The organism is Burkholderia sp. 22313 (genome assembly GCF_052045245.1).
Taxonomy (GTDB): domain Bacteria; phylum Pseudomonadota; class Gammaproteobacteria; order Burkholderiales; family Burkholderiaceae; genus Burkholderia.
On sequence record NZ_JBQEON010000005.1, the window covers coordinates 181088 to 203686 of the forward strand.

Sequence of the window (22599 nt, forward strand, 5' to 3'; positions counted from 1 at the left end):
CTTCCCCTGCCGTCCTTCCCCGCCTCACGCCGCGCCTAGCGGACCGGAATCCCCAGATGCTGGCCGGCCAGGATCAGGTTCGGGTTCGCGAGGTTGTTGCAGCGCCGGATCTCGCGATAGCGCTGGCCGCTGCCGAGCTTGCTCGCCACGATCAGGTTCAGCGTATCGCCCGCCTTCACCACGTACGTCAGCTCACCCGATGCGGCCGCGGTCGTCGACGCATCGACGCATCGACACGTGACACGCGGTGCGCCGAACGAACGTTACGTCGCGGTGCCGATCGGGGCGTCGGCATCCACATCGAATCCGTACAGCACTGCCGGGTTGTCGACCAGAATCGCGCGGCCAACCGCTTCATCCGCCGCACAGGCATGCAGCCAGCCGAGCAGTTGCGCATCGTCAGGCACCGGCGACGCATTCGGGTGCGGCCAGTTGCTGCCCCACACACAGCGCGCCGCATGCGCACGCGCGAGCACGGTCGCGAGGCGTGCGACGTCGTCGTAACCGGGCGCACCGGATTGCGAGGTCTCGTAAGGTGCGGACAACTTCACCCACACGTGGCCGCGATCGAGCAGGCGCCGCAACGCGACGAACGCCGGCGCATCCGGTGCGACCGGCGTCAGGAACTTGCCCGTGTGATCGATCACGACCGGCGCCGGCAACGACGCCAGCATCGGCGCGACGTCGGGCAGCGTCCGGCCGTCGAGCTGCAGGTCGATGTGCCAGCCGAGCGGCGCGATCCGCGCGGCCATCCGCTCGAGTTCGTCCCAGTGCGCGACGCCGCCCGACAGCATCATGAACCGCACGCCGCGGATACCCGCCGCGTGCAGTCGCGCGAGTTCGGCGTCCGGCACGTCGACCGGCAGCGTCGCGACGCCGCGCGCGTGCGGGCCGAACGCAGCCAGCGCGTCCAGCGTGCAACGGTTGTCGAAGCCATAACCGGTCGGCTGCACGACGACCACGCGCGCGAGACCGAGCGCCCGTTGCATACGGCGATACGCGTCCACCGGCGCATGCGGCGGACGGAACGTTGCCGTCGGCGCGAGCGGATACGCATCGTCGTAGATGTGGATATGGCAATCGCACGCGGGCGACGGCCGTACGCCACCTTGGTCGCGCGTCATCGTGCGCCCGGCGCGGCGGATGCGTCGACCGGCCGCCAACGTTCAAGCCGCGTCGCCCGCGCCGCGTTGACCGCGCCGTTCGGCACGCGGCCGTCGAGCAGCGCGGCGAGTTGCTCGACCGTCTCCAGCGCCTGATGCTCGACCGCCGGCCGCGTCAGCCCGCCGACATGCGGCGTGGCGATCACGCCCGGATGCGCGGCGAGTGCGGGCGTCGGCATCTGGTCCGGCGCACGGCCGACGTCGAGCGCGCAACCGGCCAGCCGGCCGCCGTCGAGTGCGTCGGCGAGCGCCTGCTCGTCGACCAGCTCGCCGCGCGACGCGTTGATGAAACACGCGCCCGGCTTCATCGCGGCGAACGCGTGCGCATCAAAGAGGTTCGCGGTGGAAGGCGTTGCCGGCGCGAGACACACGACGTAGTCGGCGTCGCGCAGCAAGATCGCGCAATCGACCTGTTCGAGCGGCGGCGTGTCGACCCGCACGTACGGGTCGGACACCAGCACGCGCATCCCGAACGCGGTCGCGATCGGTGCGAGATGACGCGCGATCTGGCCGTAGCCGACCACGCCCAGCGTGCCGCCGCGCAATTCGCGGCCCATCCGCGGCAACGGCGGCGAGCCGCGGTGGTACGCATCGGCATAGGCGCCGATCCCGCGCGCGAGATCGATCATCGCGCCGATCACCCATTCCGCGACGGCCTGCCCGAAACCGGGGCTCGCTTGCGTCACCAGCACGCCGAACGCACTTGCCGCATCGACGTCGACGGTACGAATGTCGACCGCGCAGCGCAGGAACGCGGCAAGCGCGGGCAGCCCCGCGAACAGCGCGCGCGGCGCCGGCGTCTGCCGGTACGCGATGATCGCGTCGTAACCCTGCGCGGCGGCGATCAGCTCGTCCGTGCCGAGCTCCCGGTCGAGCGGATTGCAGGTGACGTCCGCGATCGCCCGCAGCGCGCGCAACGCCTTCGCACCGAAGTAGTGATCGACGAGCATCCCGGCCGGATGAGTCACGTAGACGCGCGTCATGCGGGGGCTCCTTTCGCGTCGGCCCGGTGCGGCGGCGGTGCGACCGACGCACGCTCCACCAGCGTGACGCCCGGGAACACGCGCTGCCCGGGTTCCGACGCAGAAGACGACGCGTCGCCGTCGTGCCGCATCACGCGCCGCACCATCTCCGCGGCCATGTCGGTGACGGGCAGTTGCACCGTGGTCAGCGCCGGCCACGAAATCGCCGACAGGAAATGGCCGTCCATCCCGACGACCGACACATCGTCCGGCACCCGCAGCCCGCCGTCGCGCAGCCCGGCCATCAGGCCGAGCGCGAACAGGTCGTTGACCGCGACGATGCCGGTCGGCCGCGCCGGATCGGCCGCGAGCGCGGCACCGAGCGCACGCCCGACGTCGACGATCACCGCGTCGCCGTATTCGTTCTCCGGGCCGCCGTCGAGCACGTGCGCGTCGGCGCCGGCCTCGCGCGCCACCGCGAGAAAGCCGCGGATCTTGTCGCTGCGGCTCACGGTGATGCCGGCCACGGTCGCGAACGCGAGCCGCGTATGACCCGCGGCGACGAGGCAGCCGGTCGCGAGCCGCGCGGCCGCCTCGTTGTCGGCCGTCACGTGATCGACCTTCGATTGTTCGCCGGGCGTCGCGCGGCGGTCGTAGCTGACGACCGTCATCCCGCGTTCGGCCGCGCGTTCGAGATGGCTCTCGTCGGCGAGCGACGAGATCACGATCACGCGCCGCACGCCGTGCGCGAACAGGTCGTCGAAGAACGCCGCCTCCTTGCCCGCGTCGCGATACGTATTGCCGATCAGCACGCGATGGCCGTACTGCTCCTGCGCGCAGGCCTCGATCTCGCGGGCGATGTAGCCGTACATCGGATTCGCCATCGACGGCACCAGCAACCCGACGAGCGGCGTCTGCCCCGTCTTGAGCTGGCGGGCGAGCGTGCTCGGCCGGTACTGCAGCGCGTCCATCGACGCCTTCACGCGTTCGAGCGTCTCCGGCTTCATCTGGTCGGTGCGGCCGTTGAGCACGTTCGAAACCGTGCTGACCGAAACGGCCGCATGACGGGCCACGTCCTGAATCGTACTCATGTCGTCTTGCATTGAACGGGCTACAGGCCGAAATGGGCCGGCAGCCACAACGAAAACGCCGGTGCGAAGATCAGCGCCACGAGGGCGACGAACAGCACCAGCAGGTATTTCACCATCGGTCGCGTCACGCGCGCGACCTCGGTGCCCGTGATCGCACAGGTCGTGAACAGCCCGAGCCCGACCGGCGGCGCGAACAATCCGAGCCCCATCGCGACCACCACGACCGTGCCGAAATGCAGCGGGTTGATGCCGAGCTGCAGCGCGATCGGCGCGAGCAGCGGCCCGAAGATGATCAGCGCGGGCGCGCCCTCTAGCACGGCGCCGAACACGATCATCAACAGCGCCGCCAGCAGCAGAAACGCCGTCGAGCCGTACTGGTGGGCAAACGCGGTCATTGTGCCCGAGACGAGCGCCGGAATCTGCTCGATCGACAGCGCGAACGACACGCTCGACGCCGCCGCGACGATGAACAGAATACCGCTCGCCATCGACGCCGCGCGCACGAACACGCGACCGACCGAACGCCAGGTCAATTCGCGAAACGCCGCCCAGCCCACGACGAGCGCATAGACCACCGCGAACGCCGAGACTTCCGTCGACGTCGCGATGCCCGACGTCACGCCCTTGCCGATCATCGCGACCATGATCAGCGCGACCAGCGCGCCGCCGGCGAGCGGCAGCCATGCGCGACGCTCGGCGAACACCGCGTCGATGTCGATCTTGCGTCCGCAGATCACGGTCACGATCGCCAGCGATGCGGCGAGCACGGCCGCCGGCACGATTCCCGCGAGGAACAACCCGGCGATCGAGATGTTCGCGACGAAGCCCATGATGATCATGTTCACGCACGGCGGAATCGTCTCGGCCATCACCGCGCTGCATGCGAGCAACGCCGCGGTTTCGTCCGGATCCTGCCGCGCCCGGCGCACCGCCGGCATCACGACGCCGCCCACCGCTGCAATGTCCGCCAGCTTCGAACCCGACACGCCGGAAAAGCACGCCGTCGCGAAGATCACGATCAGCCCGAGCCCGCCGCGTACACGCCCGAAGATCCGCAGCAGCAGTTCGACGAGCCGCGCGGACATCCCGTTCGTCTCCATCAGCAAGCCCGCCAGCACGAAGAACGGCACCGCGAGCAGCACGAAGTGATCGGCGCCGGCCATCACCTGCTGCGAGTAGACGAGCAGCGGCAGCGTCGGATCGGCGAGGAAGTACAGCAGTGCGGAGAACGCGAGCACGAAGCCGATCGGCACGCCCAGCACGAGCCCGCCGACGAAGCCGGCGATCAGCAGCGCCCCCGGCGCGATCGCATGCTCGGGCCACAGCGCGTTCCAGCCGTACACCGCGCCGGCGAGCACCGCGCAGCACGCGAGCGTGCCGAGCACGCGGCGGCGCGGCGCGTTCAGCGCGTTCGCGAGCGCGAACACGCTCATGAACAGCGCGCCGAACATCATCGGATACACGTTGATCCAGCCCGGCAGGCCGCCGGTGGTCAACTGGTCGTACGAATCGCCGAGCAACTGCCACGACGACGCCAGCAGGTTCAGCGACACCGCCGCGACGATCCAGTGGCCGATCTGCACGAGCGCGCCCTGCCAGCGCGCCGGCAGCCAGCCGCGGAACAGGTCGATGCCGACGTGCTGGCTGCGCCCGAGCACCGTCGCCGCGCCGAAGAACACCAGCACGATCATCAGCGCGCTGGCGACCTCCTCGGTCCAGTCGAGCGGGTCGTGCAGGAAATAGCGGTAGATGACCGACACGAACACGACGAGCACGTCGACGGCCAGCACCGCGGCCGACACGTATTCGATCCAGCGCATCGCCGCATCCAGCGCGCGGACGCCGATGCGCGCGGGACGGCCTGCGCCGGCAGCCGGCACGGCGTGCGAGACGGAACCGGTATCCATCGCTCAACCCCGCGCGGCGGCGATCGCCGGAAACAACGGCGCGGTGGCCGGATACTGCTTCGCGAACGCGACGTAGAGCCGGTCCTGCATCATCTGCCGCAGCGCCGTGCGCTCGGCATCGGCCATCGGATGGAACGTCATTCCGTGCTGCTTCAGCGTCGCTTCCGCCTGCGCGGCCTTCTGCGTCGCGATCGCGCGCTGCTGCGCGGTCGCATCGGCCACCGCGCGATCGAACGCCGGGCGCAGGTTCGCCGGAATCCGGTCGAGCGCGCGCCGCCCCATCACCACCGTCATCGCCGCGAACACGTGGTGCGATTGCCAGCACGACTTGACGATCTCGTCGAAGCGGCTCGCGAGCACGGTGGCCGGATCGTGCTCGAGCCCGTCGACCACGCCCGTCTGCACGGCCATGTACAGCTCGCCGAACGGAATCGGCGTCGGTACCGCGCCCATCACCTTGAAGGTGTCCATGAACGCCGGCGTCGGCAGCACGCGCAGCTTCGTGCCCTTCACGCCCTGCAGCGCCGTCACCGGCTGCTTCGTGAACACGCAGCGCCCGCCGAAGTGCGAGCCCCACGTCAGCACCGAGCAACCCGAGCGCTTTTGCAGCAGCGTGTTCAGGCTGGTCCCGACCGGACCGTCGAGCACCTTCGCGACGTGCGCATAGCTGTCGAACAGGTAGCCGAGATCGAGCATGCCGAGTTCCGGCGCGACCGTGGCCCAGATCGACGACCCCGCGACCATCATGTCGATCGCGCCGATCTTCACCTGCTGCGCGACGTCGCTCTCCTTGCCGAGCTGGCTGTTCGGAAAGTAGTCGACCCGGATCGCGTCGCCGACGCTCGCCTTCAGGTTCGCGGCGAGGCGCTCGTACCACACGTAGTGCGCGGCGTTCTGGTCGGCCGGCATCGACGACGAGCAACGCAGCGTCACGGTCGGCTGGGCTGCGCGGACGATCTGCGGCAAGCCGCCCGCGACCGCGAGCGTGGCGGCGGACGCCGTTTGCAGAAAGCGCCGCCGGGTGATGGTAGTCATGGCCGTCTCCTTTGCGATTGCGCCTGCCGGCGCAACTGTATCGATTTAGTGTATCGATACAGTAATACGACGACCGATAAGAGAAAAATGGGGGTTTTCCCGCGACGAGGATGAAGGAAGCGACGGTTCCGACGCTGGTTTCGGCCCAGGATATTGCTGCGTATTGGTTTTTTGTGGGGTTTTGCGGCCCGTGGACGTGCGTCAGGCCCGGCCGCCGAATTCATCAGACAACTGACTTTTAGTGGACGACGCCGCCTTCCGCCCCTTCCGTCAGGAACTGCTCGACCATCGCGTTGAACACCGGCAGGGCCGGATTGTCGTTGTCCGCGCGCCATGCGAGATACAACTCGGCCGCCACGTCGACGCCCGCGAGCGGCCGGAACACCACGCCGTCGACATGCAGCTCGCGCGCGGATGCCGGCACCAGCGCCGCACCGAGCCCGGCGCGCACCAGGCCGAGGATCGTATGCGTCTGGCCGACGTAATGCAGGTAGTTCGGCAAGCGCCCGGCGCCGGCGAACATCCCCGAGATCATGTCGTGGAAGTACTTGCCCTCGTTCGGCGAGTACGCGATGAACGGCTGCCGGTCGAGCTCGTCCGGGCCGATCCGTTCGTAGGCGGCCAGCGGCGCGCCCTGCGCGACGGCGACGAGCATCGGTTCGCGCTGCACGAGCCGGTATTCGAGCGGGTGGCGCGCGGCGCGCTGACGCACGAAACCCGCATCGAGCATGCGCGACGCGAGCGCGTCGATCTGCACGGTCGACACCATTTCGCGCAACTCGACATCGACGTCCGGCAGCGCGTGCGCCGCATGCGCGAGCAGCGCCGGAATCATCCGGTACGCGCTGACGGCCGTGAAGCCGAGCGTGATGCGGCCGGCCCCGCCATGCGCGACGCGCTGCGCGGCCTGCTCGGCCCGCGCGGAAAACTCGAGGATGTGCCGCGCATCGCGCAGAAAGCGCTCGCCGGCCGCGGTCAGCCGGACCTGCCGGCTGCTGCGTTCGAGCAGCGCGATGCCGAGCGCGTGTTCGAGCAGCTGGATCTGCCGGCTGAGCGGCGGCTGCGTCATGAAAAGCCGCTTGGCCGCGCGGCCGAAATGCAGCTCCTCGGCCACCGCGACGAAACAGCGAAGCTGGTTCAGTTCAATCATTCAAATCTTGAATCAATCGATAGTCTTTTGATGTTAGACCAACATCGATGCGATTCCTATACTCGGTTGCACCTGATGCGCGGCCCGCGCCGCGCACGACGACCGAGACCTTCATGAGCATCGACATCCTCCTCACCCAGCCGCTTCCCGACACCATCGACGCCGAACTGTCCGCCCGCTATGCCGTGCACCGCCTGTATGGGGCCGACCAGCCCGAGGCGCTGCTGGCGCGCGTCGCGCCGCGCATCCGCGGCGTCGTCACGGGCGGGGCGAACGGGTTGCCGGACGCGTTGATGGACCGGCTGAGCGCCCTCGAGATCATCGCGATCAACGGCATCGGCACCGACGCCGTCGATCTCGAGCGCGCGCGCACACGCGGCATCCACGTGACGACCACGCCCGACGTGCTGACCGACGACGTCGCCGACATGGCGCTGGGGCTGATCCTGATGACGCTGCGCGACCTCGGCGCCGGCGAGCGGATCGTGCGCGCCGGCCGCTGGGGCAAGGTCGCGCAGCCGCTCGCGACGCAGGTGACCGGCAAGCGGCTCGGCATCGTCGGGCTCGGCCGCGTCGGCCGCGCGATCGCGCAACGCGCGCAGGCGTTCCGGATGCCCGTCAGCTATTTCGGCCCGCGCGAGCACCGCGACAGCGGCTACCGTTACGAACCCGACCTGCTCGCGCTCGCCCGCGACAGCGACGTGCTCGTGCTCGCGGCGTCGGCCGATCACGGCAACGTGCTCGTGACCGCCGACGTGCTCGCCGCGCTCGGCAGCAAAGGATTCCTGATCAATGTCGCACGCGGCAAGCTCGTCGACGAAGCCGCGCTCGTGCGTGCGCTCACGGACGGCACGATCGCCGGCGCGGGCCTCGACGTGTTCGCCGACGAACCGCGCGTGCCGGCCGCGCTGCTTGAAATCGAGCGTGTCGTCGTGCAGCCGCACCGCGCGAGCGCGACGCACGAGACGCGCGAACAAATGGGCCGGATCGTGCTCGCCAACCTCGCCGCATGCTTCGCTGGTCAGCGCCCGCCGACCAGCGTCACGCGCTGAGCATCACGCGCATGCCCCGACCACGCCCACAACCACGACAACACACGAAACGCCTCCGCTCGACGGGGGCCAGGAGACTCGCATGCCCAATCGATCCAGCGGCGGCGCTGCCGTCGCCGCCTCACCCGCAGCCTCGCGCACGATCGGCCGTGTCCGCTACACGGTCCTGGCGCTGATCTTCGCCGTCACCGTCGTCAACTATGCGGATCGCGCGACGATGTCGATCGCCGGCACCGGTGTCGCACACGACCTCGGCCTGACGCCCGTGCAGCTCGGCATCGTCTTTTCCGCGTTCGCGTGGGCCTATGCCATCGGCCAGATCCCGGGCGGCTGGCTGCTCGACCGCTTCGGCGCGCGTCGCGTATACGGCCTGAGCCTGCTGCTGTGGTCGGTGTTCACGATGCTGCAGGGCACCGTCGGCTGGTTCGCCGTACAGGGCGCGGCCGCGACGCTCGCGCTGTTCGCGATGCGCTTCATGCTCGGCCTGGTCGAATCGCCGGCGTTTCCGGCCAATTCGCGGATCGTCGCGTGCTGGTTCCCGACCGCGGAACGCGGCACCGCGTCGGCGCTGTTCAATTCCGCGCAGTACATGGCCGTCGTGCTGTTCGCGCCCGCGATGGCGTGGCTCACGCATGCGCTCGGCTGGGAGCACGTGTTCCTGTGGATGGGGATGCTGGGCGTCGCGCTGTCGGCGCTCTGGTTCGCGTGGTATCGCGAGCCGCATGGCCATCCGCGCGTGAGCGACGCCGAGCGCGACTACCTGCGCGCGCATGGCGCGCTGGTCGATCTCGAGGCCAACCGCGTCCGGCACCGGCCGCGCGTGTCGTGGCACGACGCGTCGCAGCTGTTTCGCCACCGCAATCTGTGGGCGCTCTATATCGGCCAGTACTGCATCACGGCGCTCACCTACTTCTTCATCACGTGGTTCCCGATCTACCTGATCAAGGGGCGCGGGATGACGATCATGGAGGCCGGCTGGGTCGCCGCGCTGCCGGCGCTGTGCGGCTTCACGGGCGGCGTGCTCGGCGGCGTGCTGTCGGACTGGCTGATCCGGCGCGGCGTGCATCCGTCACGCGCCCGCAAGACACCGTTCGTCGTGGGGATGGCGATGGCGACGCTGCTCGTGCTCGCGAACGGCGCGTCGTCGAACGCCGTCGTGATCGTCCTGATGACGATCGCGTTCTTCGGCAAGGGGCTCGCGGCGGTCGGCTGGGCCGTGCTCGCCGATACCGCGCCGGAAGGGATGGTCGGCCTGAGCGGCGGCGTGTTCAACGGCCTCGGCAATATCGCGGGGATCGTCACGCCGCTCGTGATCGGCTACGTCGTCGCGCACACCGGGTCGTTCGCGCTCGCGCTGTGGTTCGTCGCCGCGCACGGGTTGATCGGCATCGCCGCATACGCATGGATCGCCGGCCGCTTCGAGCGGATTCGCGTCACGCCGGGCGCATGACGCCGCGCGCCGCCCGGCGAGCGAACGCCAGCGGCGTCACGCGCGCTGGCGGCTGCCCGGCGTCTGCTGGACCGAGAGCCGGTCGAGTTCGCGCAGGTCGTTTTCCAGCGCGGGCGTGAGCGTCGTGCGCAGATGGTCGAGGAAGGTGCGGATCTTCGCGTCGAGATAGCGGCGCGTCGCATAGACGGCGTACACGCTGACGGTCTGCAGCCGGTACTCGGGCAGCACGCGGATCAGCCGCCCTTCGCGGAGGTCGTCGAGCACGGTATACAGCCCGATGCACGCGATGCCGCGCCCCGCCCGCACCGCGACGCACAGCGCATCCGGCACGTTGACCTGAAACGGTGCCGGCTGCAGTTCGTAGACCGCATCCTCATCGTCGCCGCGCTCGAGCCGCCACTCGCTGGCCGGCGACGCGGGCGTATCGAGCCGCAGGCACACGTGGTTCGGCAGGTCGTCGGGCGTCTTCGGCGTGCCGTGCCGCGCCAGGTATTCGCGCGAGGCGACCAGCACGCTGCAGCTCGTGCCGCAGGTCTGCGCGACGTAACCGGAATCGGGCAGCTGCGACGCGGTCACGATCGACACGTCGTAGCCTTCCTCGACGAGGTTCGGCATCCGCTGCGCGAGCGTCAGCTCGACCGACACGTCCGGATTGTCTTCCTGATAGCGCACGATCGACGACACGACATGACTCTGCCCAAGCCCCGTCATCGCATGGATGCGCATCTTGCCGCTCGGCCGCAGCAGCGCATTGCGCGCCTCGGCGTTCGCATAGTCGATCTCGGCGAGGATCGATTTCGCGCGCTCGAAATAGCGCTCGCCGCTTTCGGTGAGGCCGAGGTGGCGGGTCGTGCGATGCAGCAGGCGCGTCTGTACGTGGGCTTCGAGATTCGACACCGCGCGCGATACCTGCGCGGTGGTTGCATCGATTTCCTTGGCGACCGCGGTAAAACTGCCGGCTTCGACAACGCGCACGAACAGGCGCATGTTTTCGAGCATGTCCATTGAATTGGCTTGGGGAGTGTCGGTGGGGAGTTGGCGGCGCTCGCGTCAGACGGGGATCCGGGCGGGCGCGGCAACCACGCGCAAGCGATCACCAAGCCGGGGAAGAGGCGGGGGAACGGGCATCGCGTGCGTGGTTGTGGCATATCGGGGAATTCAGTGGCCCGAATTGTACGCCGCTGCAGACAAAATTGCGCAATCGCGCGGCACCATGCTTTCACTCATCGAAAGTATTTTGAAAGAATTGGCGTCGCGCGCGTGCAACGTGTTGATGCGGTGCGACAATTTGTATCACAACGCGATATAATTCCGCTTTTCTTGCGCAGCGTCAGCCGCGCCGTCATTTTTACCGCTTACCGCCCATGTCGTCAGGCTCCTCCCCGTCGCGCCGTACCTTGCGGCAATGGCTGCACAGCTTCATTCCCCATCCGATGACGCTCGGCTGGCGCGAGCGCATGCGCTCGTGCACGGGCGCGCTGGTCGGCATCGCGACGGTCGGCGTCACGATGCGGCTGCTGCCCGGCGTGCCGGGCCTCGTGCCGCTGCTCGTCGCGCCGATGGGGGCGTCGGCCGTGCTGCTGTTCGCGGTGCCCGCGAGTCCGCTCGCGCAACCGTGGTCGATCATCGGCGGCAATCTGGTGGCGGCGACCGTCGGCGTCGCGTGCGCGCACTGGATCGCCGATCCGATCACGGCCGCCGCGGTCGCGATCGCGTTCGCGATCGGCGGCATGTTCGCGCTGCGCTGCGTGCATCCGCCGTCGGGCGCGGTCGCGCTGACGGCCGTGCTCGGCGGTCCGGCGATCCACTCGCTCGGCTTCGGCTTCGTGGTCCAGCCGATCGCGCTGCAATCGGCGATCCTGCTGTCGGCCGCACTCGTGTACCACGCGCTGACGGGCCACCGCTATCCGCACGGCGGCGTGCGCCCCGACGCGAAACCGCAGGCCGGCACCGCGCCGGCGCGCGGCGGCTTCACGCGCGGCGACCTCGACGCGGTGCTCAAGCGCCGCAGCGAATGGCTCGACGTCGATCCGGACGACCTCGAAATGCTGCTGCGCGAAACCGAGATGCAGGCGTATACGCGCACGTTCGGCCAGCTCACCTGCGCCGACCTGATGACGAAGAACGCGATCGAAGTCGCGCCATCGACGTCGGTGACGGCCGCGCTGACGCTGCTCGACCGCCATCGCGTGAAGGCGCTGCCGGTAGTCGACGGCGACGATCGCCTGATCGGCATCGTCACGCGCGCCGACCTCACGCGCCAGCTGCGCCGCCCCACCCCGCTGTGGCAGCGGCTGTCCGCGCGGCTGCCGCAGTCGTTCGGCGGCCAGCCGCCGAGCGTCGCCAGCGTGATGACGCGCGACGTCGCGTCTGTGCCGCAGACCATGCCGATCACCGCGCTGGTGCCGCTGTTTACGCACTCGGGCCACCACCACATTCCAGTCGTCGATTCATCGCGCCGGCTCGTCGGGATCATCACGCAGACGGATCTCGTCACGGGCCTGTACCGGAAGACCCAGATGCTCGAGGCCGCGTAAGCGCGGCGAATCGCGCCCGACGAACCGCGGAATGCCGGTCATTCCGCTAAAAATCGGCCACTTATATCATGTTGTGATATATTTCCGGCTACTGAAACCGCCTGACCGACCGACTGCAATGACCGATACCCGACGCGCGCTGGCCAAAAGCGATTTTCAGCAACTGTCCGAGTTCCGCTACCAGATGCGCTGCTTCGAGCGCTTCTCCGAACGCGCCGCGCAAAGCGAAGGCGTGACGCCGCTGCAATACCTGCTGCTGTTGCACATCAAGGGCTACCCGCACCGCGAATGGGCAACCATCGGAGAAATCGCCGAACGCCTGCAGGCGCAGCATCACGGCGTCGTCGCGCTGGTGACGCGCTGCGAGGCGCTCGGGCTCGTGAAGCGCAAGACGAGCGAGGCGGACCGCCGGCAGGTCGAGGTGCACCTCGAAGAGGCCGGCGAGACGCTGCTCGCGCGTCTTGCGACCATGCATCGCACCGAGCTGAAGTCGCTCAAGGATGCGTTCCAGGTTCCGCAGATCGATTACTGACCCAAGCTTTACCGACCTTTCCTCACACCGATGAACGCACCACACAAACGCGATTTCTCGACCAACGAACGCCTGCCCAGGATCGCGTTGCTAGCCGCCGTGATCGGCTTGCTCAGCACGCTGGCGGCCTTCGTGCTGTTGAGCCTGATTCACCTGTTTACGAACCTGTTCTTCTTCCAGCAGTTTTCGTTTGCCGACCATTCGCCCGCCGACAACACGCTCGGCGCCTGGGTGATCGTGGTGCCGGTGATCGGCGGGCTGATCGTCGGGCTGATGGCGCGCTTCGGTTCGGAGAAGATCCGCGGCCACGGCATTCCCGAGGCGATCGAGGCGATCCTGTTCGGCAAGAGCCGGATGTCGCCGAAGGTCGCGATCCTCAAGCCGCTGTCGTCCGGCGTCGTGATCGGCAGCGGTGGCCCGTTCGGTGCCGAAGGCCCGATCATCATGACGGGCGGCGCGCTCGGTTCGCTGCTCGCGCAATGCGTGCACGTGACCGCCGCCGAACGCAAGACGCTGCTCGTCGCCGGCGCGGCCGCCGGCATGACCGCCGTGTTCGGCACGCCGGTCGCCGCCGCGCTGCTCGCGGTCGAACTGCTGCTGTTCGAATGGCGCCCGCGCAGTTTCCTGCCGGTCGCGCTCGCCTGCGCGGTCGCCGGGTTCGCACGCGCCGTGTTCTTCGGCACCGGTCCGCTGTTTCCGCTGACGACCGCCGCGCCGACGGCCGTCGCGCTGCTGTCGTGCATCGTCGCGGGCCTGCTGTCGGGCGTGCTCGCCTGCGGCCTGTCGGCTGCGCTGTACCGCATCGAGGACGGCTTCGCGAAGCTGCCGGTGCACTGGATGTGGTGGCCGGCGCTCGGCGCGGTCGTGATCGGTATCGGCGGCTGGCTCGAGCCGCGCGCGCTCGGCGTCGGCTACGACGTGATCGGCGACCTGCTGCACCAGCACATCGCGCTGAAGATCGCGCTGGCGCTGCTGATCGTGAAGGCCGTGATGTGGGTGATCGCGCTCGGCTCCGGCACGTCGGGCGGTGTGCTCGCCCCGCTGCTGATGCTCGGCGCGGGCCTCGGCACCGTGCTGTCGCCGGTGCTGCCCGGCGGCGACCCGGCACTGTGGCCGCTCGTCTGCATGGCAGCGACCCTCGGCGCCACGCTCGGCGCGCCGCTGACCGCGATCGTGTTCGCGTTCGGCCTCACGCACGACGCGAACGCGCTGCTGCCGCTGCTCGCGGCGACGCTCGTCGCGCACGGCTTCGCGACCATCGTGATGAAGCGCTCGATCATGACGGAAAAAATCGCACGCCGCGGCTATCACATCTACCGCGAATACGGCGTCGATCCGCTCGAGCGGCATGACGTGGGCGAAGTGATGACGTCCGCCGACGCGCTCGTCGCGATCGACGGCGCCACGACGCTCGACGTCGTCGAAGCGCAATACTTCGGCGCGAAGCAGACGCACCGTGCGTACCCGGTCGTGCAGAACGGCCGCCTGCTCGGCCTCGTCGATCGTGCCACGCTCGACGCGCAACGCGCGCAAGCCGGCCCCGGCGCAACGCTCGCGAGCGCGTTCGCCGATCGCGCACCGGCCGTCGCCGAAGCACACGAAACCTGCCGCGTCGTCGCATCGCGGCTCGCGATGCTCGGCCTCGAACGCCTGCCGGTCGTCGACGACCCGCAGTCGCTGCGCATCACCGGCATCGTGTCGCGCAGCGACCTGATCAAGCCGGCGCTCCAGCACTTCGACGACGAACAGAAGCGCGAGCGCTTCCGTCCGGTCGTGCCGGCCAACCTGCGCGACTCCGGCGCCCGCAAGGCCGGCTGAGCGTTGCGGCATGCGCGGCGCTCCGGCCGCGCACCGCGCACACCGTCGTCTCCCGCCTTCCGAAACGGCGCGCACCTTGCGCGCCGTTTTGCATTTCGCCGCGCCGCGCCGGCGCTTAAACTTCGTTGACAATTCATCGGACGAAAGTTTGTCATCATGGTGCTCATGCGACGGGGCCACCATTCAGCCATTCCACTCGTCATCCAATAAAGAAGCGTCGCGGCGCGACATGCAGACACATGCAGCACGCCGCGGCCATCAATCCGCCGCACCGCCGGGCAGCGAGCAGACCGCACGACGCATGACGTCGTAGCCGCGCCACCCGCCTCCACACGGGCTGCACGCAGCACATCCCGCAGCGCAACAGAACGCACGGCGTCCCGATTGCCGTTTGGCAAGCACGTTAACAACTTGTTTCGGAATCGCCGGAACCGCATTTGTCCGACGCAATCTCACAGGGACGCAGTTCTGGTTGTGCTGCGCATCCCACTCAATCAATCACGACTCGAGGGAGATAAAACGTGAACGTGAAATATTTACCGCTCATCGCATTGACCGTCGCAATTTCTGCTCATGCAGCCGCTCCGGCCGTGCAGAACGTGGGACAAAGCCAGAAATCCGCCCCGGACGTCTCGGCGTGCATCGCCAAGACCTGGGCCGACAAGTCGCAGCAACAGGTGGTCTCGCAGAACGTGCTCGCCAACGGCCTCGCGACCGATGTCTACGTCCCGGGCCAGCAACCGCCGAATGGCGCGGCCGCGATGGTTCGCCCGTCGTGGAAGCCGGGCGCGAAGACGTGGGTCGGCATGCGCGGCGACGCCGCTGCCGCGGGCGACATCAACGCCTGCCTGTAAGCACCGTGCCGGACGGCATTGCGCCGTTCGCATGCGACAAGCCCCGCTTCGGCGGGGCTTTTTGTTTTCAGCGCGGACAGCCGCTGCGGACACGATCCGCGCCGAGGTGCGTGCTTACAGGTAGCTGCAGACGTAGTCGAGCGTCTCGAGCACTTCGATGTCGAAGCGGCTCTTGCCCGGCACCGAGAACGATTCGCCGGCGCCGTAGGTTTGCCATTCGGTGCTGCCGTCGAGCTTCACGCGGCACTTGCCGGCCTGCACTTCCATCAATTCGGGGGCGTCCGTGCCGAAGTTGAGCGCGCACGGCAGGATCACGCCGAGCGTCTTGCGCGTGCCGTCCGGGAAGAGCACGGTATGCGACACGCACTTGCCGTCGAAATAGACGTTCGCGCGCTTGACGACCGATACGTTGTCGAATTGGGTTGCACTGGTCATGTGATGCCTCTGATTGCTGGATGCCGGATGGCGTGTGGTTGGAAGCCGGCCGGGGCGGCAGGCCGGCCGCTATGATACCGGCTTGCGACGAGCAGCTCGCGGCGAGCATGCCGGAAGCGGGGCTTGCCGGGTCGCACGCCGGATCGTTCGGATCACTACCCGATGCGCTGCACCACTCACCCGAGCCCCTGGCGGCGCGCGGAATCGCGCAGGCAGTCGAGCAGCATCGCCGCGGCCGGCGTGAGCGGACTGTCGCGGCGCGTGATGACCTGCACGGAGACGGCCGGCAGCCGTTCGCGGATCGGCAGCACCGCGAGCCGATCGCGCGCCCACTCGCCCTGCAGCAGTTGCTCGGGCATCGACGCGATCAGGTCGCAGGCCGTCATCAGGCTGTGCGCGAGCCCGAAGCTCGGACATTCGACGACCCGCTGCGGCACCGGCAGCCCGTACGCGACGAATGAATTGAACAGCACCTGCGTTGAGCTTTCGGGCGACGGATTCATCAGCCAGTCGGCCTCGACGAGATCGGCCAGTGACGTGGCCGACGCGAGCGGATGCCCCTTGCGCGCGACGATCAGCGACCGGCTCGCATAGAGTTCCGCGTGATCGAATTCGGCTGCCAGCAGCTCGGGCACGACGACGGCCACCGCGAAATCGAGCGAGCCGTCGTGCAACCGCGGCAGCGCGACGCCCGGGAACCCTTCGATCAGGCTGACGCGCGCGACCGGAAAGCGCCGCCGGAATGCGCGAAACGCATCGGGCAGGATCGTCACCGCGGCGGCCGGCGTGATCGCCGCCGCGACCGAACCCGTCATCGCGCCCTGCGCCTGTTCGATATCGTCGCGTGCACGCTGCATCTCCGCGACGATCAGCCGCGCGCGCACCTGCAGCTGCTGGCCGAACGCCGTGAGCTGCACGCCGCGCGCGGTACGCACGACGAGCGACACGCCGAGTGCGATCTCCAGCTCCTTGACCGCCTTCGTCAGCGCCGCCGGCGACACGTTCAGGCGCCGCGCGGCCGCGCGGATGCTCCCTTCCTCCGCGACGGTGACGAACGCTTTCAGCTGGTGGTATTTCATGGCGGCATGCGTGATTCGTGGAAACCCGAGACCCGGCCACGCAGGTTGGCTCAGGGTATTCCCGAGCGGCAACCGGTGGTGAGCACCAAAGCAATTTAGCAGCTTCTGGTACCCGACAGAAATTTATATGCTTGGACCTCATATGCGCGTCAAACGCCCACCGGCCCCACAGGAGACACCATGCTGCAAGCCGTGAACCCCGTCATCCCCGGCATCGCCGCGATCGCACCCGAGCTGATCGACGTGCGCCGCCGCATCCATGCGCACCCGGAGCTCGCGTTCGAGGAAACGCTCACGAGCGAGCTCGTTGCCGAACTGCTCGCCGGCTGGGGCTATGACGTGCATCGCGGGATCGGCAAGACGGGTGTCGTCGGCGTGCTGCGCGAAGGGCAAGGCACGCGCACCGTCGGCCTGCGCGCCGACATGGACGCGCTGCCGCTCGCCGAAACCACCGGCCTGCCGTACGCGAGCCGCCATGCGAACAAGATGCACGCGTGCGGCCACGACGGCCACACCGCGATGCTGCTGTGCGCGGCCCGTCACCTCGCGGCCACGCGCCAGTTCTCCGGCACGCTGAACCTGATCTTCCAGCCGGCCGAGGAAAACTTCGGCGGCGCGAAATCGATGATGGACGACGGCCTGTTCGACCGCTTCCCGTGCGACGCGATCTTCGCGATTCACAACATGCCGGGCCGGGCCGCCGGCGACATGGCATTCCGCACCGGCGCCGCGATGGCATCGGCCGACCGCGTGACGATCACGCTGCGCGGCGTCGGCGGCCACGGCGCGATGCCGCACTTCGCGCGCGACCCGATGTCGGCCGCGGGCAGCATCATGGTCGCGTTGCAGACGATCGTCGCCCGCGAGGTCGACGCACAGCATGCGGCCGTGATCACGGTCGGCAGCGTGCAGGCCGGCGAGACCTTCAACATCATCCCCGAGACCGTCGTGATGAAGCTGTCGGTGCGCGCGCTGAACGCCGACGTGCGCGCGCTGCTCGCACGCCGCATCGAGGCGCTCGCGAAGGGCCAGGCGGAAAGCTTCGGTGTCACCGCGGAAGTGGATTACGACTACGGTTACCCGGTCCTCGTGAACCATCCGGAGCCGACCGCGTTCGCGGCCGACATCGCACGCCAGATGCTCGGCGCCGAGCGCGTCGAATCCGAGGCCGCGCCGCTGATGGGCAGCGAGGACTTCGCTTTCATGCTCGAAGCGCGCCCCGGCTGCTATGCATTCATCGGCAACGGGATCGGCAGCAAGGGGGGCTGCATGGTGCACAACCCCGGCTACGACTTCAACGACGACATCCTCGCGATCGGCGCGAGCTACTGGGTCCGCATCGCCGAAGCCTGGCTTGCGGCCTGACGGCCCTTCATCACGCAGTTCCGCGCCTTAGCAGGGGAACCCCATGGAAACGTCCGCCCTTTCGTTCGCCGGCTCGCCGGCCGACGCCCGCGCCGCCGCGAAGAAACGCCGCCTGATCGCGGCCGCCGCGGTCGGCAACGCGCTCGAGTTCTACGACTTCACGGTCTACAGCTTCTTCGCGATCCTGATCGGCAAGCTGTTCTTTCCGGTGCATTCGTCGTTCGGACAACTGATGCTCGCGGTCGCGAGCTTCGGTGTCGGCTTCGTCACGCGTCCGCTCGGCGGGCTCGTGATCGGCATGTACGCCGATCGCGCCGGCCGCAAGAAGGCGATGATCCTCACATTGCTGCTGATGGCGCTCGGCACCGCGACGATCGCCGTCGCGCCGACCTATGCGCAAATCGGCCTCGCCGCGCCGCTGCTGCTCGTGCTTGCGCGCCTGCTGCAAGGGTTCGCATCGGGTGGTGAAGTCGGCGCGTCGACGACGTTGCTGCTCGAACAGGCGCCGCAGCACCGCCGCGGTTTCTATGCGTCGTTCCAGTTCTCGAGCCAGGGGCTCGCCGCGCTCGCCGGTGCGCTCACCGGCGTCGCGCTCACGTCGACGCTCAATGCCGCGCAGCTCGAAAGCTGGGGCTGGCGCGTGCCGTTCGTGATCGGCACGCTGTTCGTGCCGATCGGCTACTGGCTGCGTCGCACGGTCGAGGAAGTGCCGGCTGCGACGCCTGCTGCCGCGCATGCCGCCGAGGAAACAGTCGCGTCGCTGCCGCTCGCCGACGTGCTGCGCCATCACGGCAAGGCCGTGTTCGCGGGCCTCGGCGTGACGATCGGCGGCACGTCGATCCACTACATCATCGTGTTCTACATGGCGATCTACGGCGTGCAGGTGCTGCACCTGCCGACCTGGCTGTCGATGACGGCCGGCTGCGTGGCCGGCGCGATCCTGATGCTCGTGACGCCGATCGGCGGCCACCTGTCCGACGTCTACGGCCGCAACCGGATCGTCTGGTGGACGCGCATCGTGCTGATGGCCGCGATCTATCCGGCGTTCATCGCGCTCAACCGCTGGCCGGGCGCCGCGTCGCTGCTGTCGATCATCGCCGCGCTGTCGATCGTGCATGCGATCAACATCGGCGCGACGGGTGCGATGCTCGGCGAGCTGTTCCCGCGTGCGGTGCGTGCGACCGGCGGTGCGCTCGTGTATAGCGTGGGCGTCGCGATCTTCGGCGGCTTCGCGCAGTTCTTCGTGACCTGGCTGATCGCGGCGACCGGGAATCCGAATGCGCCCGCTTGGTATGCGATCGGGTGCGGCGCGTTCACGCTGCTCGCCATTCGGTGCATGGATGAGAAGGCCGGGAAGGCGCTTGATTGAGCAATGGCCAATGCGCGCGGTGCGCGCGCATCATTGACGCCGCGCGCACGCATCGGGCATCATCGCTTCATGCACAACGCCACGGCCACCCTTTCGACGACCACACGCACGACCGCCTTCGGCGGGCCTGTGCGGCAAGTGCGCGCGAGATCGTAGCGTCGCCGATTCCCACAGGCCCCGTCGGTTCTGGACGGGGTCTCGTCGTTTCTCCGTCCGTACCGGCCCTTCAGGAGAAACACGATGTCCGATGCCCCTTCCCCGAAACGCGCGCTGCTCGTCATCGACATGCAGGTCGGGCTGTTTCATGGCCCCGATCGTCCGCATGACGGCGAACGCGTGCTGGCGAACATCAACCGGCTGATTTGTCGTGCGCATGAAGCCGGTGCGCCCGTGTTCGCCGTGCGTCACACGGGTCCGGCCGGCTCACCGATCGCACCCGACGCGCCGCTGGCCGCGCTGCTGCCGGAACTCGCGATCGATACCGCACGCGATATCGTCTTCGACAAGACCCGGCCGAGTTGCTTCGCGGGCACGCGGCTCGCCGAGTGGCTGCACGCGGCGGGAATCGGCGAGATCGTGATTGCGGGGATGAAGACGCAATACTGCATCGACACCGCGTGCCGCGCGGCCACCGATCTTGGCTTTCGTGCGGTGCTCGTCGCCGATGCGCATACCTGCATGGACACGCCTGCGCTGCCGGCCGAACGGATCGTCGCGCATCACAACGCGACGCTTGGCGGACCGTTTGCGACGCTGACGACGACTGAGGCGTGCAGGTTTTGAGGCACAACGCCGGTCAGACTGCGGGCACGCGTTGCGATAGTGTCAGCAAAGTCCGGCCGTGCGCATGGCGTCAATGCACGATGATGTGTCACGGACCGACGCAACTTTCCGCGAGAGCATCACGTCTGCGGACAGAAAGTCGCTGAGCCTCCTGTCGAACCGGTATGAAAACTTGATCAAGTCGACGGTGTTCCGGAAGGTCTCCCTGGGCAACTTGCCCGTCACCGTCGACCAAATGAAGCGCTTGATCAGGCGTATCGCTCGCACGCGGAACGGAACTTCCACCCTCAAAATCAGTGAACACTCGGCAAGCAGCGGATACATCCGCTTGTCGTACGCGCCTTCGACAAACCAACTGGCCTCGACGATGATTGTCGCGATAGCGTCAGCCATCGCCCGATCCGAGTTCTTCACATACTCCGCGCCGCTCCTGTCCCAATAGACGTTGTCGAATTCATACGCGTCAGTATTGAACCTCCGAGCCAACTCCCCGGCGATCGTCGTTTTTCCCGCACCCGACGCGCCTACGATGCAAACCTTCATGTTTGGGTCTCTGTTCACGTCGATCAGATAGTGATGATCTGCATAACCGTCCTTCGACGCCAAATTCTCGGTCGATAAACGTCAGCCAATGTAAATCAATCGAGTGTGCGTTATCGGTAGCGCGATGCTCCACCGCCCACCTTCGTCGCTGCGACTCGTGGCGAAACGACGGACATGTGACGTACTGCAGCCAAGCACCCCAGCGATCTGGCTTGATACCGCTTTCTAATCTGACGGAGTGCAGCCGCTACGAGCAACCAAACCATATGCCGACGCCAATGTGCGTGTATCGCAATCATCCGGCAAAGCCGCGTAAACGCAACAAGGCACGGGCCACCCTCACCCGTGCCTTGCGTGCGTGACACCCCGCTCAGAACGTATGCATCATCCCGACATACGCGCCCGTCTGCGACTCGCCCGTCATCGGGCTCGTGCCCGACGTCGCATCGCGCGGCGACGCGAGCAGCGAGAAGTTCGAATTTCCGCCGTTGCGCACATACGCGACCGTGCCGTACAGGAACGTGCGCTTCGACAGGTTGTACGTGGTACCGAGCACGTACATCATCGCGTGGCCCGACGGATCGTGCGATGCATCGCCGCCGCCGTCGCCGACCTTCACGTAGTACCCGCCGCCCGTCACCGCCCACTGCGGCGTGGCCGTATACGTCGCGCCGAGCCAGTAGTGATCGGCACGATCGGCGACACCGGCCGGGCTGTCCGGCGCCTGGTAGTGCGTATACGCGCCCTGGATCTTGAACTTCGACACCTTCACGTTCGCGCCGACGAAATACTCGCGCGACGCGGTGAAGATGTTGCTGAACTTGCCGTTGTTGTCGCGCAGTTCGTCGTACATGCCGCGCACGTCGAACAGCGGCGAGTGGTACGACAGCATGATCCCGTCCGAGCGGCCGAAGTCGTCGGCCGCGCCGTAGTTGAAGCCGCGCGATTGATTGCCGAACGCATATTGCGCCTGCACGTCGAAGCCGCCGATCACCGGGCTGTGATATTCGATGTTGTTGCTGGTCTGCTGCCAGTTGCGGCCGCGCACGAGCGATGCGGATGAAAACGCCTGCTGGACGAACGGATCGAATTCCCACACGCCGTCGCTGTCGATGAACAGGTTGCGGCCGGCCTGCAGCTGGCCCCACGTGTCGCTCTTCAGGCCGACATACGCGCGGCGCGACCACATGCGTCCGCCGCCCGTCGTGCCGTTCATCACCTGGAACGCGGTTTCCAGGTTGAAGACGGTCGACATCCCGCCGCCGAGATCCTCGACGCCTTTCAGGCCGAACATGCTGGTGCCCCAGTCGCCGCCCTCCGCGCTCCAGCGCGTCGAGCTGCCGTTCGGCGTCGCGATGTGGTTCAGGTATTCGACGCCGCCGTCGACACGGCCGTACAGCGTCACGCTGGTCTGTGCGAGCGCGGCGGCCGGTGCGGCGGCCACGATCAGCCATGCGAAATGTTTGAGTCGCAA

22 protein-coding genes are annotated in these 22599 nt (G+C 67.8%); 9 read left to right on the plus strand and 13 right to left on the minus strand.

Features of this window, described 5'->3' with window-relative positions; translation table 11 throughout:
- Positions 1 to 35 precede the first annotated feature (35 nt).
- The 8 genes from ACTJKF_RS06850 to ACTJKF_RS06885 form a co-directional block, all read right to left on the minus strand.
- Positions 36 to 182, minus strand: coding sequence for a LysM peptidoglycan-binding domain-containing protein (locus ACTJKF_RS06850; RefSeq protein WP_440622803.1), 147 nt, complete (start codon positions 180 to 182; stop codon positions 36 to 38).
- A gap of 81 nt (positions 183 to 263) precedes the next feature.
- Positions 264 to 1124: an amidohydrolase family protein gene (locus tag ACTJKF_RS06855; RefSeq protein ID WP_440622804.1), complete on the minus strand. Its 861-nt coding sequence runs from the start codon at positions 1122 to 1124 to the stop codon at positions 264 to 266.
- Positions 1121 to 2146: an NAD(P)-dependent oxidoreductase gene (locus tag ACTJKF_RS06860; RefSeq protein ID WP_440622805.1), complete on the minus strand. Its 1026-nt coding sequence runs from the start codon at positions 2144 to 2146 to the stop codon at positions 1121 to 1123. The genes ACTJKF_RS06855 and ACTJKF_RS06860 overlap by 4 nt, the downstream gene beginning before the upstream one ends.
- On the minus strand, positions 2143 to 3228 hold the full coding sequence (locus ACTJKF_RS06865) for a LacI family DNA-binding transcriptional regulator (RefSeq protein WP_440622806.1): 1086 nt from the start codon (positions 3226 to 3228) through the stop codon (positions 2143 to 2145). Before ACTJKF_RS06865 ends, ACTJKF_RS06860 begins: the two co-directional genes overlap by 4 nt.
- 8 nt (positions 3229 to 3236) lie before the next feature.
- Complete coding sequence (locus ACTJKF_RS06870) at positions 3237 to 5123, minus strand: TRAP transporter large permease (RefSeq protein WP_440622807.1); 1887 nt, start codon at positions 5121 to 5123, stop codon at positions 3237 to 3239.
- A 3-nt stretch (positions 5124 to 5126) separates the two neighbouring features.
- A complete protein-coding gene (locus ACTJKF_RS06875; protein WP_440622808.1) occupies positions 5127 to 6158 on the minus strand; it encodes a TRAP transporter substrate-binding protein in 1032 nt (343 codons plus the stop codon).
- A 238-nt stretch (positions 6159 to 6396) separates the two neighbouring features.
- Positions 6397 to 7308 (minus strand): LysR substrate-binding domain-containing protein, encoded by a 912-nt coding sequence (locus tag ACTJKF_RS06880; protein WP_440622809.1) that lies wholly within the window; start codon positions 7306 to 7308, stop codon positions 6397 to 6399.
- Positions 7301 to 7429: a hypothetical protein gene (locus tag ACTJKF_RS06885; RefSeq protein WP_440622810.1), complete on the minus strand. Its 129-nt coding sequence runs from the start codon at positions 7427 to 7429 to the stop codon at positions 7301 to 7303. Before ACTJKF_RS06885 ends, ACTJKF_RS06880 begins: the two co-directional genes overlap by 8 nt.
- Between ACTJKF_RS06885 and ACTJKF_RS06890 the strand changes: the two genes are divergently transcribed.
- Entirely contained in the window at positions 7422 to 8360 is a 939-nt protein-coding gene (locus ACTJKF_RS06890) for a 2-hydroxyacid dehydrogenase (RefSeq protein ID WP_440622811.1), read from the plus strand. The genes ACTJKF_RS06885 and ACTJKF_RS06890 overlap by 8 nt on opposite strands.
- A gap of 82 nt (positions 8361 to 8442) precedes the next feature.
- Positions 8443 to 9810 carry an MFS transporter gene (locus ACTJKF_RS06895; protein ID WP_440622813.1) on the plus strand — a complete coding sequence of 456 codons (1368 nt, stop codon included), beginning with the start codon at positions 8443 to 8445 and terminating at the stop codon, positions 9808 to 9810.
- A 36-nt stretch (positions 9811 to 9846) separates the two neighbouring features.
- On the opposite strand, the gene ACTJKF_RS06900 is transcribed toward ACTJKF_RS06895, so the two are convergent.
- Positions 9847 to 10815 (minus strand): LysR family transcriptional regulator, encoded by a 969-nt coding sequence (locus ACTJKF_RS06900; protein WP_440622814.1) that lies wholly within the window; start codon positions 10813 to 10815, stop codon positions 9847 to 9849.
- A 359-nt stretch (positions 10816 to 11174) separates the two neighbouring features.
- Between ACTJKF_RS06900 and ACTJKF_RS06905 the strand changes: the two genes are divergently transcribed.
- The 4 genes from ACTJKF_RS06905 (at position 11175) to ACTJKF_RS06920 (ending at position 15551) form a co-directional block, all read left to right on the plus strand.
- Positions 11175 to 12347 carry an HPP family protein gene (locus ACTJKF_RS06905; RefSeq protein ID WP_440622815.1) on the plus strand — a complete coding sequence of 391 codons (1173 nt, stop codon included), beginning with the start codon at positions 11175 to 11177 and terminating at the stop codon, positions 12345 to 12347.
- Between the two features lie 118 nt (positions 12348 to 12465).
- Entirely contained in the window at positions 12466 to 12879 is a 414-nt protein-coding gene (locus tag ACTJKF_RS06910) for a MarR family winged helix-turn-helix transcriptional regulator (RefSeq protein ID WP_440622816.1), read from the plus strand.
- Between the two features lie 30 nt (positions 12880 to 12909).
- Positions 12910 to 14697, plus strand: coding sequence for a chloride channel protein (locus ACTJKF_RS06915; protein ID WP_440622817.1), 1788 nt, complete (start codon positions 12910 to 12912; stop codon positions 14695 to 14697).
- 521 nt (positions 14698 to 15218) lie between these two features.
- Positions 15219 to 15551 carry a hypothetical protein gene (locus ACTJKF_RS06920; protein ID WP_440622818.1) on the plus strand — a complete coding sequence of 111 codons (333 nt, stop codon included), beginning with the start codon at positions 15219 to 15221 and terminating at the stop codon, positions 15549 to 15551.
- 114 nt (positions 15552 to 15665) lie between these two features.
- On the opposite strand, the gene ACTJKF_RS06925 is transcribed toward ACTJKF_RS06920, so the two are convergent.
- Together ACTJKF_RS06925 and ACTJKF_RS06930 are read right to left on the minus strand one after the other, a co-directional pair.
- Positions 15666 to 15986 (minus strand): pyrimidine/purine nucleoside phosphorylase, encoded by a 321-nt coding sequence (locus tag ACTJKF_RS06925; protein ID WP_059565677.1) that lies wholly within the window; start codon positions 15984 to 15986, stop codon positions 15666 to 15668.
- Between the two features lie 176 nt (positions 15987 to 16162).
- Positions 16163 to 17065 (minus strand): LysR substrate-binding domain-containing protein, encoded by a 903-nt coding sequence (locus ACTJKF_RS06930; protein WP_440622819.1) that lies wholly within the window; start codon positions 17063 to 17065, stop codon positions 16163 to 16165.
- A 180-nt stretch (positions 17066 to 17245) separates the two neighbouring features.
- Here ACTJKF_RS06930 and ACTJKF_RS06935 point away from each other — a divergent pair, with 180 nt between their 5' ends.
- The 3 genes from ACTJKF_RS06935 (at position 17246) to ACTJKF_RS06945 (ending at position 20582) form a co-directional block, all read left to right on the plus strand.
- Positions 17246 to 18430, plus strand: a complete 1185-nt coding sequence (locus ACTJKF_RS06935) for a M20 aminoacylase family protein (protein WP_440622820.1) — start codon at positions 17246 to 17248, stop codon at positions 18428 to 18430.
- Positions 18431 to 18473: 43 nt separating this feature from the next.
- Positions 18474 to 19799 (plus strand): MFS transporter, encoded by a 1326-nt coding sequence (locus ACTJKF_RS06940; RefSeq protein ID WP_440622821.1) that lies wholly within the window; start codon positions 18474 to 18476, stop codon positions 19797 to 19799.
- A 240-nt stretch (positions 19800 to 20039) separates the two neighbouring features.
- A complete protein-coding gene (locus tag ACTJKF_RS06945; protein ID WP_440622822.1) occupies positions 20040 to 20582 on the plus strand; it encodes a cysteine hydrolase family protein in 543 nt (180 codons plus the stop codon).
- Between the two features lie 42 nt (positions 20583 to 20624).
- On the opposite strand, the gene ACTJKF_RS06950 is transcribed toward ACTJKF_RS06945, so the two are convergent.
- Both ACTJKF_RS06950 and ACTJKF_RS06955 read right to left on the minus strand, forming a co-directional pair.
- Positions 20625 to 21188: an AAA family ATPase gene (locus tag ACTJKF_RS06950; RefSeq protein ID WP_440622823.1), complete on the minus strand. Its 564-nt coding sequence runs from the start codon at positions 21186 to 21188 to the stop codon at positions 20625 to 20627.
- Between the two features lie 307 nt (positions 21189 to 21495).
- The coding region (locus ACTJKF_RS06955) for a porin (protein WP_440622824.1) at positions 21496 to 22599 on the minus strand (1104 nt) is incomplete at its 5' end.